Here is a 16,288-nt window from a genome sequence, read left to right on the forward strand (position 1 = left end):
AAATGGAAAGCGCACAGAGACATTACTGTATCTGTGCGCCGAAGTTATGACGGGATCAGAAGCTGTAAGTCAGCCCCATATAGGCGCGGCGACCTGAGTAGGAGGAACCCAAGACTCTGTTTTCTTCACCCCAATATCTATCCACCTTCTCTTCGGTGAGATTAATAATGGAGGCAGTGAGAGTAAGGTTTTCCATCAAACTATAAGAAGCATTTACATCAAGCTGATCATACTCATCAGTAAACGTATTCACGCCGTTGCTATAGCCATCCGCATAGGCGCTGCGATAGTTGTAAGAGGCTCTCACACTGAAAAGGTCATTCTCGTAGTACACCGATAGGTTGTATTGATCTTTAGAGGTACCCGCAATTTCTGTTTTGATTGTTTCACCGCTTTCGAGGTCAAGATTGGCCAGTTCTGTGTCCGTATAGGTATAGTTGGCAAAAACTCCAAAACCGTTATCAAAGGCATATTGCACAAACAGCTCGGCACCCTGAGCGGTGGCATCGGTGCCATTAACAGGCATCGACATATTTACATTCCAAATGTCACCATCTATTTCCCTGGTTACCAGGGAACTGCCGTTAATGACGAATGATGCAATATCCTTCCTGAACAGGGTTACTCCCATTGCGGAAGCATCGTCGAAGTACCATTCCAGACCCAAATCAAACTGATCCGCTTTGTAGGGTTCCAATTCGGAGTTCCCCGCAAATCCATCTCTTACGGTCGCTCCTGGCAGTGGGGCGTGTATTGATTCAGAGCCACCGAGGTCATCATAATTAACTCGGGCAACAACCCTTGCGAGGGCTGCACGCATTACTAAATCATCGTTAATATCCCAAGCGATATTGGCGCTTGGCAGAAAATCGGTGTTACTGCTATCGCGAATATTGGGCTCATCTTGCAAAACCCCGTCAATATTGTCATAGGTTCGGGCATATTGCTTGGTCTGCACCGCGCGAACACCAAAATTACCGCGCAAAGTGGCAGAAGCAAAATTTTGCTGTACATAGGCCGCAGTAACTTCCTCACCGATGCGATAGTCCTGGTCCCGTTCTACGGTTACTGTAGGATCACCATAAGTCTCATAGAGAAACTCTTTTAGCTTCTCAAACTCCAGGTGGGCAAAGTTGGGCACTTTTACACCACCAATAATATTATCGAGTGGGCCACTGGAAAGGATATCAATCGTATCCGGAACGCCATTAGGGTCGGTGTGGAAAGAATCGTCCGGCCACCAGGGATAACAAAGACCATCTTTACCGTCTTCATTCGGCCAGTTAATAGTCGGACACGGCGGGTTATCATCATCCCAAGCTTGTTTAGTAATGCGTCGGTTAATTTCGTGGTCGCGGTATTTAAGCCCTACATCAAGGGAAGTCAGCCAACCGTAATCCATATCGATAGACACATCTAGCTGGTAGTAGTTTTCATCATCTTCACTACTGGTCCAGTGCGAAGAAAACCAATCGTATAAGGGGTAAGTATTGGGGTCTCCCAGATCGGCACTGGTATCAATCTCTGCAGTACCACTGCTTAGGTCCCAGCTCCAGTCAGTCACAGTGCCATAGCGAGAGTTTACTGAGGCAAACAATTTCTCGGAAGGTCCGCCTTCCGCACTGGTGCTGCCCACAACCAATCGCACGCTATATCCATCTCCTTGGTAAATAGCATTAAAATCCAAGGTATCTGACACATATTCAGCTCGCGTGTAGTCACCAGCGACTTGAGGAGACTGCAATTCGGCCTGGCCTCTGTCCAACATGCCAATACCGAGTAAGGTATCGCCATCCTCGTCAAATTTAAGGCTACCGGGTGCAACTGCATCACCATAGTTCCACTCTGGAAATACAATACGGTAATTCTCTGAGTTGCCACCCTGCTCAAAGCGAAAATAATTGACACCTAGCTCAAGTTGTTCAACCGGACGCCACTGAGCACTGAGCTGAATTCCCTCGCGGGTACGCTCCTCTTCAAAAACGCTACCCACTACGGCTCTGGGGGCATAGAAATCCCGGTACTCATTACCGTCGATATCTACCATGGGCCCCCTTTCTTCTACCCCTTCATGGGGCTTAACGTCACCTTGCCATCCCCAGTTTTCTGTGGTGGTGCTAATCACACGATTTTGACGGTCTTGCTTGGAATAACCAACTAATACACCAAAGGTTTCCTGATCATTTTTCCATGAGTAAAAACCCGTGTATTGTGGCTCATACTTCTCAGTGACATCCGCGTAGGTTGTTTCAACCGATAGCATGCCCTCTCCCGCGTCCAGGTCCAGAGGTTTGCGGGTATGCAAAATGACAGTACCACCGATTCCGCCTTCATCCAGCTTTGCCTCAGGGCTCTTATAAACATCTGTACGGGCAATCATTGTTGCGGGCAACAAGGAATAATCTAGCGAGCGTGACGGCTCATCGCCCGGAGTAGCAATATAGTTACCGTTCAGCTGGGTAAAGGTAAGCTCCGGAGCGGTACCGCGGATACTCACTTCCGCACCTTCACCACCACTACGTACGATAGAGACTCCTGGCACCCTCTGTAAGGCATCGGCTACGTTTTTATCTGGGAACTTGCCAATATCTTCAGCGGTAATTGAGTCCACCACCGCATTGGAAAAACGCTTTACATCGAGGTTTTTCTCCATGCTCTGTCGAATGCCCAATACCTCTACTTCTTCAAGAGCCAAGTTTTCTTTTTGGGCTTCCTCTGTATTTTGCGCCTGTGCCATGCCGACGACACTGCATAACACCAGTGCACTGGCGGATGTGCGAAGTAACTCCGCCCTGCGGTTTTCTTTTTGGGTTTTCTCTTTCATAGCTAAGCATCACTTTTATTATAATTTTTGAGCCTTCCGTGCACCCTCTAAACTCGGCATACCCTCATACCAAGTTTTCGGAATAAGCCCGGTTCCAGATCTATCCATCCCTGGCTTACTTTTATAGGCAACCCCTTTCCCAGGGGGTTGCCTTACACGGTTATCAGCTTTCTAAGCCGAGTCGTTTTAATACTTCAGGCGGTGCGCCAGGGAAGCTGGCCATAGGCCTATTACCTACGTAGCCAATATCCGCCATGCCTTCCTCGGTGGTGTAGAATGCGGTAGATACAAGAACTCTTACCTTGGCAAAGAAACGTGCACCGGCTTGGAATTCTGGCTTCGCGTTACGAGTCCATTTGATGTCCTCGCAGATTGCATTTTTTTGAGATTCATTCAGCTCAACAAATGGGCCTTGGTACCTGCGCCTGGACTCTCCATCTAGCCAGACCACCCCTCCGCGAATAGTGACAAGGTCCGCCTTATTGTTGGAATAAGGTGCGCTGACATATTCATTGATGTAATGGTGTGCACCTACTGAAGAAGCGCTCGGTGAAATTTCATCTGCAGGTATAATCACATCGCAAAGCGCTGCGAGTACCGCCAACTCACGCGCATCTAATTGCATTTCCCATGGTACGACGGGGTTAAGCAGATCAGGATCTGTTGGTGTACCCCTGGCTAAAGTTTGTTTAGGTGCGTCAAGATTCTTAACCGCTGGTTTTGTAGCTGCTTTATCTTCCTTCAACTCAACTTTTGGTGCTGCTTTCTCAGAACAACCGATTACCGGGACCGCAGCCGCAGTAGTAGCAATCAAACGCAGGGCATTACGGCGGCTCAGGTTTGTTTTATCCTTGCTCATATCAAATGTTCCTCTTTTTAAACTGTTCCACGATGTAGTCACAGGTACGCCAAGCCAGCGCCATAATGGTCAGGGTTGGGTTTTTATCGGCATTGGAAACAAAGGGAGCGCCGTCGGTTAAAAAGAGGTTCGGAACCTCCCAAGACTGGCAGTAAGGGTTGAGCACAGAGTCTTTCGGGTTGGAACCCATTCGCGCGGTGCCAACTTCATGAATAATCGCACCACCGTTGATAATGGCCTTGGCACCATCGGTCTGTACCGTTGTGGTCACATTGCCGCCCATACCCTCGATAATTTCGGCAAAGGTTTTGTGCATGTGGGCAGCCTGATTGAGCTCCTGGTCGCTCCACTTCCAGTGGAATTTCAGAACCGGGATACCCCACTGGTCAACTTGATTCTTGTCAATTTCACAGTAACTATCATCATTAGGGATCATTTCCCCACGACCATCGAACCAAACAAAGGAGCCGTAATAGCGTCGGCAGGCCTTTTTCAAATCTTTACCATAGGCACCTTCGGTAAAGTCACCCATACCACCGAAGGCACCTGCTCCAGGCATACTGCGGCCACCACCGAATTCAATGTGATAACCGCGCGCAAAATTCAGGTCTCCGCGCAACTGCTCTTTATATAACCACCAGGGCATATACATATGCATTGCCGACGCGCCGTCTTCGTTATGGGCGGGCATATTTTCCAGGGCTGGAATTTGGCCACCGACTCCGGCACCCACAGTATCCATCAGGTATTTACCTACAACACCACTGCCGTTGGCGATACCGTCTGGGAATAAGGTACTTTTTGAATTGAGAAGAATGCGCGATGTCTCGGCGGCACTGGCCGCGACGACAACGGCGCGGGCACTGGCAAACTTTTCCTGGCGGGTATCTTTATCAATGTAAACAACCCCGTTGGCTTTGCCTTTCTTATCAACGGTAACTTCGCGCACCATCGCGTCAGTGATGATGTCTAGATTGCCTGTAGCCAACGCAGGAGGCAGTAGTACTGTGGTGGACTGGAAATTTGCCTTGATGGAACAACCGCGACCACAGGGTGTGGCCCAAAAACAGGCTGCGCGGGATTTCATCGATTCGCGAGTTACATCCTGGGCAAGCTTGTTATCGGGGAACAGTTTCTGCGGAATATTTTCATGGTCGAGGCGCTCACTGAGAATCGCCAAGTGTGAGGGGATCACGGGGATACCCAGCTTATCACAAGCTTTTTTCGCTAGCAGTTCATAAGCACGGGGGTTAGGGGGCGGCAATAATACGCCGTCGGAAGAGTCCGGAGTATTTTCCAATCCCTCATTGGTGCCGTAGACACCAATAAGCATCTCGGTTTTATCGTAGTAGGGTGCCAGGTCTTGGTAGCTGATGGGCCAGTCAAAGCCGAGCCCATCCCTTGAGTAGGGCTTAAAGTCGTATTCACCCATACGCAGGGAAATACGCCCCCAATGGTTCGTGCGGCCACCCAGCATACGCGCTCGCCACCAGTCAAAACGTCGACCTTTCTCTTGAGATCCCTGGGAATAGGGCTCGCCGGGTACCTGCCAGCCACCATCCACTGTCGCATCGTAAAAACCGAACGGTTTTTCTGGCGTACTACCACCGCGCAGGGGCGCGTCTTTGGGCAAGTTAAACATAGGGGTTTCTTTGACCGGGTCGTAGGATCGCCCCGCTTCAAGCAGCAGTACCTTTAAACCGGCTGTGGCCAGCACATAGGCAGCCATGCCGCCCCCAGCACCAGAGCCGACTATTAAGGCGTCGTACTCTTTATTCTCGATATCTTCACTCGCCATAACATCTCTCCTACATGATCATTTATTTTTCTTCTGACCGGATAAATTCTACCAGCTGGAAATATTTTCCTGTAACCGGTTACATTTTTGGAAAATTTTTCTGCTTTTTTCGGCGCTTATAAAGTCTAGATTTAAAATTTTTAGCGTTGGAGTCTGATTTCTTAAAGAAAACAGACATTAAAGTACATATTTTTACGTCTGGAGAAATTAAAAATATGTAACCGGTTACATGCAAAACTAAATTTTATCGATTTTTTTCATTTAGTTGCGCGGGCAGCTCCACCTTCCTGCCAAGCTGCTCAAGCAGCTGCTTAGTTGCCAGGATTCCATGGTCCTCATCTCCCGGCCCTTCAAACTCAATGCCGATATAGCCTCGATAACCCGCATCGCGAATTATCCGTAACATCCGAGCAAAATCCGTATTGATTTCAATTCCCGCTGAATCGAACTCAAAGCTTTTGGCACTAACACCCTGGGCGAACGGCATCAGTTGCTGAACCCCCAAATAGCGATCGTAATCTCCGAAGTTTCCAAAATCCGGCAAGCTGCCACAGTTGGACATATCTACACGCTGAAGGACCTGTGACAACCACTCCCCGTTCGATGAATAGCCACCATGATTCTCAACAATCACGTTAATATTGAAATCCTGGGCGAATTCCGAAAGCGCGCGCAGTCCCTCAACAGCAGCCTTACCGACTTCTTCGCGACTCCCCTGCCCTGCGGCATTGACACGCACAGAGTGACAATTGAGGTACTTAGCCGCTTCGACCCATTTGTAATGGTTCTCTATGGCCTGCTTTCTCTTGCCTTTATCGGGGTCGCCTAGGTCGCCTTCGCCATCAACCATAATCAACAGACTGCGAACATTATGGTCTTCTGCTCTAGCCTTCATTGCAGCGAGAAACTTCAAGTCCTTTGCCTGATCCTTAAAGAACTGATTGACATACTCAACCGCTTCAATGCCAAAGACTTTGCGTGTTTTTACTGGAAAGTCCAGAACCTTAAGAGCTCCACTTCGCAGTTGCCGATGCAGGGACCACTGGGCTAAAGAGATTTTAAAAAAGCGTTCACTTGCCGCGCTGTGGCTAAGACGACTAAACCCAATAAGGGGGGCAGCAAGCCCCAAAGCTGCCAGCCTTGCACTATTTGCCAAAAACTGCCTTCTATTGATAGTCATTGCCGCCCTCCTATTTGGGAAACCTCAGCAGCAGATTTTGAGGGAGATTCAGCAGAGAAGCCTTCTTCTCCGTTATCCTTTAAAGAGCGGCGAAAGCCACTGATTGCTCCCCCCAGGTCTTCTCCCATACGACGAATCTTGCCGCTGCCAAACAGTAAAACTGCAAGCACCAGTACTATCAGGATTTGCCAGAGACTGATTCCTGAAATACCCATGAGCTTATAGCTCCCGGATTTTTATATTGCGATACCAGACTTTGTCACCATGATCCTGCAAAGCGATATAGCCGCTTTCAGAGCGTGCGAAATCTGGATAATTCGAAAACTTGCTGCCCGCCAAACGCTTGCCCCAATCCTCTGACCAAAGCTCGTAGCTAACAATCTTATTGCCGTTCAACCAATGTTCGACCTTTCCGTTCTCTACGCGTATACGAGTTTGGTTAAACTGCCCCGCAGGTTTGACACTCTCTTCACTGGGCGCATACATATCAAACACTGAGCCGGCGCTGTGGCTTGGCTTTTCGAGATTGGGAAACGCAGCATTGTCCAACACCTGGTATTCCATGCCACTCATCCAAACTGGCGCATCTCCATCAGCGACACGATAAATAATGCCACTGTTGCCGCCCTCAGAAATTTTCCACTCCAGCTGCAATTCAAAATCCTCAAATTGTTCAGCTGTTACCAGATCCCCAGCACCTCCGGCAGTTAAGACCAGATTGCCATTAACAACTTGCCAGGCCTCTCCAATTTGCGAGCCATTTGTGCCAGTCCAGCCCTGTAACGTTTCTCCATCAAACAGGTAACGCCACTCTCCGTCCACTTGTTGGGTACTCGACACGGGCACCCGCTCGCAACCTGCAGCACCCAGCATCACTGCTGCTGCGATCGCTACGGATAGTTTGGATCTGGCTTTAGTAAGGTTTTTCATCATTATTATCTCCACACCTAACGCTGTTATCTAATCAATGCCGCTCTTTCTAGGGCAACAGTCCATGGGAATCTGCGGCTCTCACTTGTACGAACAAGGACCTGTGCTCTCCCGTTCCACCAGCTCAAATGGCAAAATAGTCCGGCTGGATTTCAATGGCTTGCCATCGATGATCAATCGCAGCGTTTCCATTGCGTAACGGCCTAACTCCTCTGCGGGCTGGTTGATCGTAGTTAAAGGCGGATCTGTGAATTGTGAGAATTCAATGTTATCGAACCCTGTAACAGACACATCTTCCGGCACCCTGAGGCCCATTCTCTTCACTTGGTGCACAGCACCAATTGCCATCTCATCGTTCATACAAAAAATGGCCGTCGGCCGATGAGGGGTCGATAGCAAAGTCTCTGCGCCTTTCTGCCCAGAGGTCATGGTGAATTCCCCATGAACAACCATTTCAGGATCAAGTTCTAACCCACGTTTTTTTAGCGCCTCGGAAAATCCGGACAGCCTATCTCGCACTATAGGGCTCTGCGAGGGCCCGGTAATAACCCCGATGCGACGGTGTCCCATCTTCATCAAGTGCCGCGCAACTTCCTGGGCCGCACCATGGTTATCCAACTCCACCACCGGATAACGATCATCTTCTACTATGCGCTCACAGGCATTCACCAAAGGAACAGATGCAGCCAGGTTTGCGTCCTTCTCTGCAAACGGATAACGACTACCAAGCTGGATAACACCATCCGCTTGATTGGTTAGCGCCATACCTGCATAAAATTGCTCATTGCTGGAATCCCCTTTTGTGTCCCCCAGCAGCACCGAATAGCCTTGATCCTGTGCCGCTTTCTCAATCCCGCGAATGACCCGGGAAAAAAATGGATTAGCTATATTGGGAACCAAAACCATCACTGCGTATGACTTTCCCGAACTGAAGTTCCGCGCAAGGAGGTTCGGCCGGTAGCCCGCCTCCTCTACAGCCTTTAGCACCCGCTCTCTGGTTCGCGGAGAGACCATCTGCGGATCTTTCAATGCTCGGGATACGGTCGCGACCGATACGCCGGAGCGGCGTGCAACTTCGCGAATGTTTGACATAATTTCCTGCTAATTACCTGTTAGAAGCGGGTTATTTTCGCACAGATGGATACCATCTACGGATTCCCCACTGAAACGGCTGCTTCTGATTTGCTGGCTGCTTGCCTTCGATCCCAAAGCCAAATAAAGGCAAAAATGGGGAGCAGGATAAGTGGAACTACTGCCAATGACTGGAATGACTCAACAGAAGCGGTGGCTAATACCGCATCCAACTCATCCCCACTCAGCTTTTCAAAGGCTTCCAAGCCCCCCGCTGCCTCAATCTTGGCATTGTCAAAAATAGCGCCAAGCTTTGGCAGAACAAATTGGATAGACATACCACCGGCAAAACCCAGCAATCCCAGAAACAATGCCCCACCGCGCACAAAACGCTCGGAGACTGTGGCCAGCATAGTGGGCCACATATAACAAACACCAATGCCCCAGACAGTCGCCGCCAAAAATGCAGTTACTGGCGTCCTAGCCATACCCAGGCAATAGAGCCCAATTGCGGCAAGGAGACTGCTTAACCATAGAAGTCCGATAGAGGACAGTTTCTTTGCCAGCCGTCCGGCAAAGTGGCGCATCACAAACATCAACATGCTGACATAAACAAGAATAAGAATACCCTTCATGCCAACAACGCGTGACAGGGTCAGGTCTACCCACTGCCCAGGGGCCAACTCGGTTGCGGCGGTCAGCCACATGCACACCCACAGCAGGATAAACATCGGCTGCTTGAATACCTCTTTAAACATTTCGCCATAACTGATACCTGAAGAAACCCGTTCAGTAACTGGGAAATCTGTTTTAGCCACAAGCCAAGCCATAACAACAGCTGGCAGTGCCAACACGACAAGGTTCAACTGCCAGGGAAGCTCGAGGGCAGAGATTGACAACCCCAGTAATCCTCCAACCACAATGCCTGCAGGCCACCAGGCATGTAGTACGTTTAAACGTTGCGTTTTATTTTCTGGGTCGACTGCAGCAACCATAGGATTACTGGCTGCCTCCACGGCACCCCAGCCCAAGCCTGTCAGTAATAGGCCGGCTAGTACCAGATTCTCTACCCCCTCCCCAGGAGCCACAAAAGAGGCAGCAATAATAAGCAAACTGCCCAATACATAGCCTATAGATGAGAGCATCAGCATTCGCTTGATACCGACCAAGTCCACAAGTGCGCTTCCAAATAACAAGGTGAGAGCAAAACCTGTGAAAGTGAAACCCAGGGCTTCACCAAGCATGGCGGTAGAGTTGGCAAGATCAATATGATCGTAAATGTCGCTTTGGAGATCACCGGCGATTGAAGCCCTCACAGCAAATCCGAGGCCAATCATAAAAATCGAGAGGTTCCCCACAAGAAAGACATTCTTATGCAGGGATTTTGTCTGTGTACTCATCTATCCAGTCTCCGCATGATTTATTGTTATTGGTTATTCACTTGGTTTGGAAAAATTTAATCCAATCCTAAAATCCGACGATTTCGCGCGCGATCTGTTTCTGCACCAGCAAAATCATCAAAAGCCTTGCCTGCCACGGTAATCAGGTGATCCCGAATAAATGGTGCACCCTCACTGGCCCCCTGTTGTTGATCCTTAATGCAACACTCCCATTCGAGTACCGCCCAGCGGTCGTAACCGTATTGGGTCAAGCGGCTGAAAATCCCACGGAAGTCCACTTGACCATCGCCCAGGGAACGGAAGCGGCCAGGTCTATCAATCCAAGGGGCATAACCGCCATAAACTCCGGCCCTACCACTCGGATGGAACTCAGCATCTTTCACGTGAAACGCCTTGATTCGCTCGTGATAGATATCGATAAAAGCCAGGTAGTCCATCTGCTGCAAAAGCAGGTGGCTGGGGTCATAGAGGATATTCGCCCTTGGGTGGTCCTCCACTTCGTAGAGAAAACGTTCAAAGGTCAACCCGTCGTGCAGATCTTCACCAGGGTGAAGCTCATAACAGACATCAACTCCAGCACTGTCAAACGCATCCAATATAGGGCGCCACAGCCGGCCCAGTTCGCGAAAGCCCTCTTCCACTAACATTGCGGGGCGTTGGGGCCAGGGATAAAAAGTATGCCAAAGTAGTGCGCCAGAAAATGTAGCGTGCGACTTAAGCTTTAGATTGGCACTGGCACGAGCAGCCAACATCAGTTGATTGCTCGCCCACTCAGCGCGGGCTGGCAAGTTGCCTCGCACTTCCTCTGGGGAAAAAATATCCAGCATCTCTTTATATGCTGGATGCGCTGCAACCAGCTGGCCCTGCAAATGCGTGGACAGTTCTGAGATTTCAACTCCCGCCTTCTCACAGATTCCCAAAACATCGTCACAGTAAGCCCGGCTACTGCTGGCTAATTCCAGATCAAAGATGCGCTTGTCCCAAGTGGGAACCTGAATGCCTTTATAACCCAGATCCGATGCCCAGCAGGCCATAGACTCCAGTGAAGCCGGTTGGTCGCTCGGAGGAAGGAACTGGGCGAGAAATATCCCGGGCCCCTGAATTCTGGGTGCCTTCATTTATTCTTATCCTTTTTACTGCTGTACTTATTTACCTCTGCAACCAATCAATCCGTCCTGGGTGATCAGCTTGCTTCTTTTGAAAAGCACAATGCTGTCTTTCCAAAAGCGGACTGGCACTGGGCCGACATCGACACCTCCCTGTGCCGTACTAACTGCCGGACTTCCACCCTGCCAGAGGTTCCTAAATTATTTGAAAATGAATCAATACGATTTAGCTGCTTATTCCCAATATGGCGACAGCGCCACCCAAGAAGAACTCGCACGACTACTTTCCAATGCACCGCGCACAAATGCCATAGCACGGACTCCCGCATCAATATCCCCCACGACAGAACTTTCTTTAATGGGTTGTTCTTGCCGGCGGCATCGAACCTGGGCAGCAAAGTCGCGGTAAATATTCGCAAAGGCCTCTATATAACCTTCAGGATGCCCCTGCGGGGTTCGACAAAGAGCTCGGACCTCGTCATCCAGGTATTCACAGTCTGCACCAGCCTTCAAAAGGGCCACTGGCTGCCCCCTGCGTTTTAACTGCAATTGATTGGGAGATTCCTGCTCCCAGAACAGCGAGCCATGTTCGCAATAAACGCTGATATTCAGGTTATTCCCTTCCCCACCACAGACTTGGCTGGCTGTCAGGGTGCCGCGCGCACCCTGATCTAATTTAAATAGCGCCGCACCATCATCATCCAGAGCCCTTTGGTCGACTACTGATTGCAAGTCCGCACAGACCTCAGAGATACGCTGACCGGTAAAGAATTCGACCAAGTGGTGAGCATGGGTACCAATGTCAGCAAAACAGCCACTTTCCCCCGAGCGTGTGGGATCTGTCCGCCAACTGGCTTGTTTACTTCCGCTGGAGTCGCCAGCCAATGCCAGCCAGCCTTGTGGATAGGCAACAGTCACTCGGCGGACTTGCCCTAGCTCTCCCCTGGCTAAGATTGCCCTGGCCTGTGTCGCAAGTGGATAAGCCGCATAGGTATGAGTCAAACCATAGAGATGGCCGCTCCGCACGACCTCGTTTTTGAGCGCAAGGGTTTCCTCAAGTGTGGAAGCGGCTGGCTTATCAGAAAGAACATGAAACCCCGCTCGCAGTGCGGCTATAGAAACTGGTAGATGTAAATCATTGGGAGTTACCACAGAGACAAACTCTATGCGCTCATCAACAGGAAGCTGGGATTCCTCCAGGAACATCTGCTCATAACTCTGGTAAACGCGCTCTGGGTTGAGGCCCAACTTCTCTCCACTGCTACGGCCACGCTCAGGATTACTGCTAAAACATCCCGCCACTAGCTCTATCTCACCGTCGAGGGAAGCTGCCATACGATGGATAGCACCAATAAAGGCACCCTCTCCACCACCGACCATGCCCATTCTTATTTTTTTTCCCATACCACTTCCCGTATAGCTGCCTCTGGCAACCAGGTTCTTATTATTTTGAGTCTCTATCCGGCCAAGTATCTTGCCTCGCTATTGGTCCACTTCTTCTTTCACGGACCCTTGCAGCAAAATGTAACCGGTTACATTTGTTTTTAAGATACAGAAAAAACTCACCGTTGCAAGCAACAGTTTCATTGCATGACGTTTATTTTGCTCCTTAGAGCGATGTATTTATATCCACACCGAACAGAAACCAATCAAATTGATTAACCCGAAGAGGTTAAAGTTAACGGTGATAACCTACTTTTCGAGCGAAATCTTCCCAGCACAGCCAATTGAGTTTGTCGCTCTGCCACTTATTTTCTATGGGATGGCCAACCCCCGAGTCTGGAGGCAATCCACTATCGGCGCCCGGCTGGGGATGACAGCTTTTGAGCTTGGTACGCACCCAGTTTCCAGCATCATCGGCGACATTAGCAGCCAATCCCCAATGGTTTGGCCATACCGCGAGAAAATTTTTCACGCCATAATCATCCAGTTGGTATGGAGTGGGATAATCCAAGTGCACTAATAGATCACCATCTGGTCCCGGTGCATCTGTTTTCCAGCCTGCATATACCGACCACTGGCAGCCCTGCGCCCAAGCCTCAAAAGCCACCATCGCGCTGGAAAGGCGCTCAAAAGATGCACAAAGTAGATCATTCTCTATTTCTGGCGGGATACACATATCGACAACACCCGCCTTGAACCTGGGAACTTCTGGGTTAAGCGTAAGAATCCAGAGCCCTTCCCCACCCTCCAGCGGGTGGTACATCACTACCAAGTCGATCAACAAAGCTGAAACTGGCGGGATATTGGAGCCGCGAGCCAAGAGCATATGAAGAGGCCTTACTAACTGGGCATTTTGTATCTGCTCCTCTGCCACACCCAAGTGCCGAATTACTTCAGCATTCCCCGCACCACAAGCAGAAATCACCAGTTCTGGTTTTAACACACACGAGCGACCATCCATATCCAGAGTTACTTGCTCAATCCCTGCCCCCCCAAGCTGAAACGAGGCCAACCTCCCACGATAGATTTGCTTCCTCAAGGGTTCGCTGACACTGCGATAGGCTGCAGCTCCATCAAAAATAAGATCATCAGGAAATCTGAACCTGCGATTTGATGGCAAATTATCCGGATCAAAGATCTCAGGCAACTCAACTTCCTCAAAGGGAATAGCCGCTCTGGCCCAGTTATCTTCAACAGTGTTTAGAAAGTCCGGAGTCAGCGCTGCATGGAAATCTGTTATTCGACTGTTCACGCCGCTAGTCGCAAGTTCTTTGTGCCAGCGCTGCGCGGTACATCGGTAAATTTCAGCAGCTTGGGGGTTAGCCGCATTCCAGCCGGAAGAGAAATAACCGTGGAAATGTAGAGACTCGGCGTCACCGAACTCATCGTCGACCAGTACCACCGAGTACTCTGGTATCAGCTCTCTCATCAGGGTTACCCCCTGAATACCACCTCCTAGGATCAGTACATCAACGGGAATTTCCTGTGACATAGGATGGCCTGCTTAATGGTTTGGCATGATTGGAGTAGTTGTCAGCCCTAGTTGCCGCAATGAATTTGCGACGATGCCGGAAAAACAACCTCAATCTATCTCGTTTGCTACTTGCTTGTTGCTGTTTTTTTATTCAACTATTTTCAATTTCCGGAGATTTGGGGCGCCGTAACCTCGCGAGAAGAGCCACCAAAATGCAAGAACATAAGACAAAAACCCACCCACGATACAAAGAAGGTACCAAAACCAGATTGGAAACTCATAGCCCAGTTTATGTAGAACGGAAAACGGCATGTAAATCGGAAGGTTGATAAGAATTGCTCTCCAGCTAACCGCCCATGTCAATGTAACTACGGCCGATAGTGATGGCGTTTTGCTCACTGTTGCTCCCTTGCTACTCCGCTAATGAATAGGCAGTTAGTCAAGATTGCCTTTTTTGTCAATCGATTGGCCTAAATTCAGCGGGCAGTGCTGGCCATTCTTGAAGTTATTGTGAAGCTTTGCTCCAAACGGACAATTGATTAATCCGTTCCAGCTTACCTCCCGTAAAGAGTTGGCCATCGCACAATTGGTACGGTGGAAAGTAATTCAATCCAATGACAAGGAAATGTGAATATGAAGGGTTTGGTAAAAGGTTTGGGGGTTCTTCTATTGGCTTTTGGAGGGCACCTCTCTTGGGCTGATAATGAATCTGAGCTTGAGACGGTCCCCTACGTGGACGTTTATCAGTACATTGGCAAGTGGTATGAAATAGCCCGACTGCCACAGATCTTCCAGCCTGCCTGTACAGCAGTCACGGCAGACTACGGTCTCAACGATGATGGCACACTCAGTGTTTTCAACTTTTGCCGAATCCTACACCCAAAGTACGGTTTTCCCATCAGCGTGCAAGGTACCGCTACCCCTCTAGATGATACGAATAGCAAACTTGCGGTTTCATTCTTCGATGGGAAAACCAATGGTAACTACTGGGTTCTAGAGCTAGACCCAGCATATCAATGGTCCCTCGTGGGCGACCCCGATCGCAGCAGCCTTTATCTTCTAAGTCGAACTCCACAACTGGATGAGGCCATTGTAGATGAGCTGCTTGAATTGGCTGTCACTAAGCACGGTTACAATATCGACCACATCATAATGACCAAGCAGCTACCAAATTAACCCAATGAACCAAAGGCGAGCGGAGCTTTTGCTTCACTCGCCCCCTGAAAGTTAGAATTTACATTAAGTTTTTACAAATACATATATATCAATGAGTTATGCCTATTTATTAATGTACTTTCTAGATTAACTGTGTCCTTTCACACCACATTTGCAGGCCATAGCGTCTTCTATTACTCACCGTCATTTCTCACAATCACATAACCATTTCTCTCTCCCGCAGCCTCTTGGCCACTCTCGTGAAAAAGGTCATCTAAATATCTGGGACAGCTGTGATAGCAGAAACATGAGGAATCTGTACCCACGATATCTGCAGAATGCAAAATCACCGGCAACTCCGCCAAAAGATATCTCACTGCTATTGAAACCATCTCGACAGTAACTTCTTCTTCTGCAAGATGGTGCTCCAGCACCCATCTACTAGCCTCCAAGCAACCCTCGCGGAAACCATCATTCAAGTGAAACTCCTGCTCAAACTGATAGAGCCAGCGAGAATAGAGCTCAGACTGTTTCAACCACTCGGAGTCAACCAATTCACTGTCTATAGCACACGAGCCCGAAGCGCGATAGACCTTGTTATGCAGATAGTGGCACTGTCGTCGAGCTCTTTTTCTCGCCTTCTCTTCCTCATAGCCAAGTGCGATCTGTGTATATTCAGCAGCATTATCGGGAATAAAAAACATGACTCGCTTAAAGTGACTTTGCGCCCACTTTGCAAGCCGAGCAATCTGCCCCTCGGAAAAGTAGCTGTTGAAAGGACTTATACCTATTACCGCTAGGTCAGCCATCTCATAGATTTCTTGTGAACGCGACGTTGCAAATTCAACCTTCATCCTACAACTCCATGGAACAGCACTAGGGAGCCAGTAGATCGATTCAGTGCAACATTTTTACCGGGAATAATGAGCAGTATTAAGCAGAAAAGGTTGACCTGAACCGCAATTAACTCTCGCCTAGATGCTTACCTTCAATATCAATACATATGTCTTAGATATAAATAATCGGTAACCAATCCCATTAATTGAGC

The 16,288-nt window shown here is 49.2% G+C and carries 13 protein-coding genes; 1 reads left to right on the forward strand and 12 read right to left on the reverse strand.

Annotated features, from left to right (window positions below; translation table 11 throughout):
* Positions 1-55: 55 nt before the first annotated feature.
* The 11 genes from ACJJIO_RS20285 to ACJJIO_RS20335 all read right to left on the reverse strand — a co-directional run bounded on the left by ACJJIO_RS20285 (position 56) and on the right by ACJJIO_RS20335 (position 14,103).
* Entirely contained in the window at positions 56-2,824 is a 2,769-nt protein-coding gene (locus ACJJIO_RS20285) for a TonB-dependent receptor (protein WP_444909633.1), read from the reverse strand.
* Between the two features lie 163 nt (positions 2,825-2,987).
* Positions 2,988-3,683, reverse strand: coding sequence for a gluconate 2-dehydrogenase subunit 3 family protein (locus ACJJIO_RS20290; RefSeq protein ID WP_252085880.1), 696 nt, complete (start codon positions 3,681-3,683; stop codon positions 2,988-2,990).
* A 1-nt stretch (position 3,684) separates the two neighbouring features.
* A complete protein-coding gene (locus ACJJIO_RS20295) occupies positions 3,685-5,481 on the reverse strand; it encodes a GMC oxidoreductase (RefSeq protein WP_444909634.1) in 1,797 nt (598 codons plus the stop codon).
* A 244-nt stretch (positions 5,482-5,725) separates the two neighbouring features.
* Positions 5,726-6,661, reverse strand: a complete 936-nt coding sequence (locus ACJJIO_RS20300; protein WP_444909635.1) for a sugar phosphate isomerase/epimerase family protein — start codon at positions 6,659-6,661, stop codon at positions 5,726-5,728.
* The gene (tatA, locus tag ACJJIO_RS20305; protein ID WP_152453619.1) at positions 6,658-6,876 is read right to left on the reverse strand and encodes a twin-arginine translocase TatA/TatE family subunit; all 219 of its coding nucleotides are present in this window, start codon (positions 6,874-6,876) and stop codon (positions 6,658-6,660) included. Before tatA ends, ACJJIO_RS20300 begins: the two co-directional genes overlap by 4 nt.
* Positions 6,877-6,880: 4 nt before the next feature.
* Entirely contained in the window at positions 6,881-7,594 is a 714-nt protein-coding gene (locus ACJJIO_RS20310; RefSeq protein ID WP_444886144.1) for a 3-keto-disaccharide hydrolase, read from the reverse strand.
* A 78-nt stretch (positions 7,595-7,672) separates the two neighbouring features.
* The gene (locus tag ACJJIO_RS20315) at positions 7,673-8,683 is read right to left on the reverse strand and encodes a LacI family DNA-binding transcriptional regulator (protein WP_444909636.1); all 1,011 of its coding nucleotides are present in this window, start codon (positions 8,681-8,683) and stop codon (positions 7,673-7,675) included.
* 56 nt (positions 8,684-8,739) lie between these two features.
* Positions 8,740-10,062: an MFS transporter gene (locus tag ACJJIO_RS20320; RefSeq protein ID WP_444909637.1), complete on the reverse strand. Its 1,323-nt coding sequence runs from the start codon at positions 10,060-10,062 to the stop codon at positions 8,740-8,742.
* 56 nt (positions 10,063-10,118) lie between these two features.
* The gene (locus ACJJIO_RS20325; RefSeq protein WP_444909638.1) at positions 10,119-11,180 is read right to left on the reverse strand and encodes a sugar phosphate isomerase/epimerase family protein; all 1,062 of its coding nucleotides are present in this window, start codon (positions 11,178-11,180) and stop codon (positions 10,119-10,121) included.
* A gap of 222 nt (positions 11,181-11,402) precedes the next feature.
* Positions 11,403-12,572 (reverse strand): Gfo/Idh/MocA family protein, encoded by a 1,170-nt coding sequence (locus ACJJIO_RS20330; protein WP_444909639.1) that lies wholly within the window; start codon positions 12,570-12,572, stop codon positions 11,403-11,405.
* 274 nt (positions 12,573-12,846) lie between these two features.
* On the reverse strand, positions 12,847-14,103 hold the full coding sequence (locus ACJJIO_RS20335; RefSeq protein ID WP_444909640.1) for an FAD-dependent oxidoreductase: 1,257 nt from the start codon (positions 14,101-14,103) through the stop codon (positions 12,847-12,849).
* Between the two features lie 615 nt (positions 14,104-14,718).
* On the opposite strand from ACJJIO_RS20335, the gene ACJJIO_RS20340 reads away from it, so the two are divergent.
* On the forward strand, positions 14,719-15,261 hold the full coding sequence (locus ACJJIO_RS20340; RefSeq protein WP_444909641.1) for a lipocalin family protein: 543 nt from the start codon (positions 14,719-14,721) through the stop codon (positions 15,259-15,261).
* Between the two features lie 173 nt (positions 15,262-15,434).
* On the opposite strand, the gene ACJJIO_RS20345 is transcribed toward ACJJIO_RS20340, so the two are convergent.
* Positions 15,435-16,094: a tRNA-dependent cyclodipeptide synthase gene (locus ACJJIO_RS20345; RefSeq protein WP_444909642.1), complete on the reverse strand. Its 660-nt coding sequence runs from the start codon at positions 16,092-16,094 to the stop codon at positions 15,435-15,437.
* Between the last annotated feature and the right edge of the window lie 194 nt (positions 16,095-16,288).

The sequence above is a fragment of the Microbulbifer mixtoriginis (SeqCode) genome (assembly GCF_052467235.1).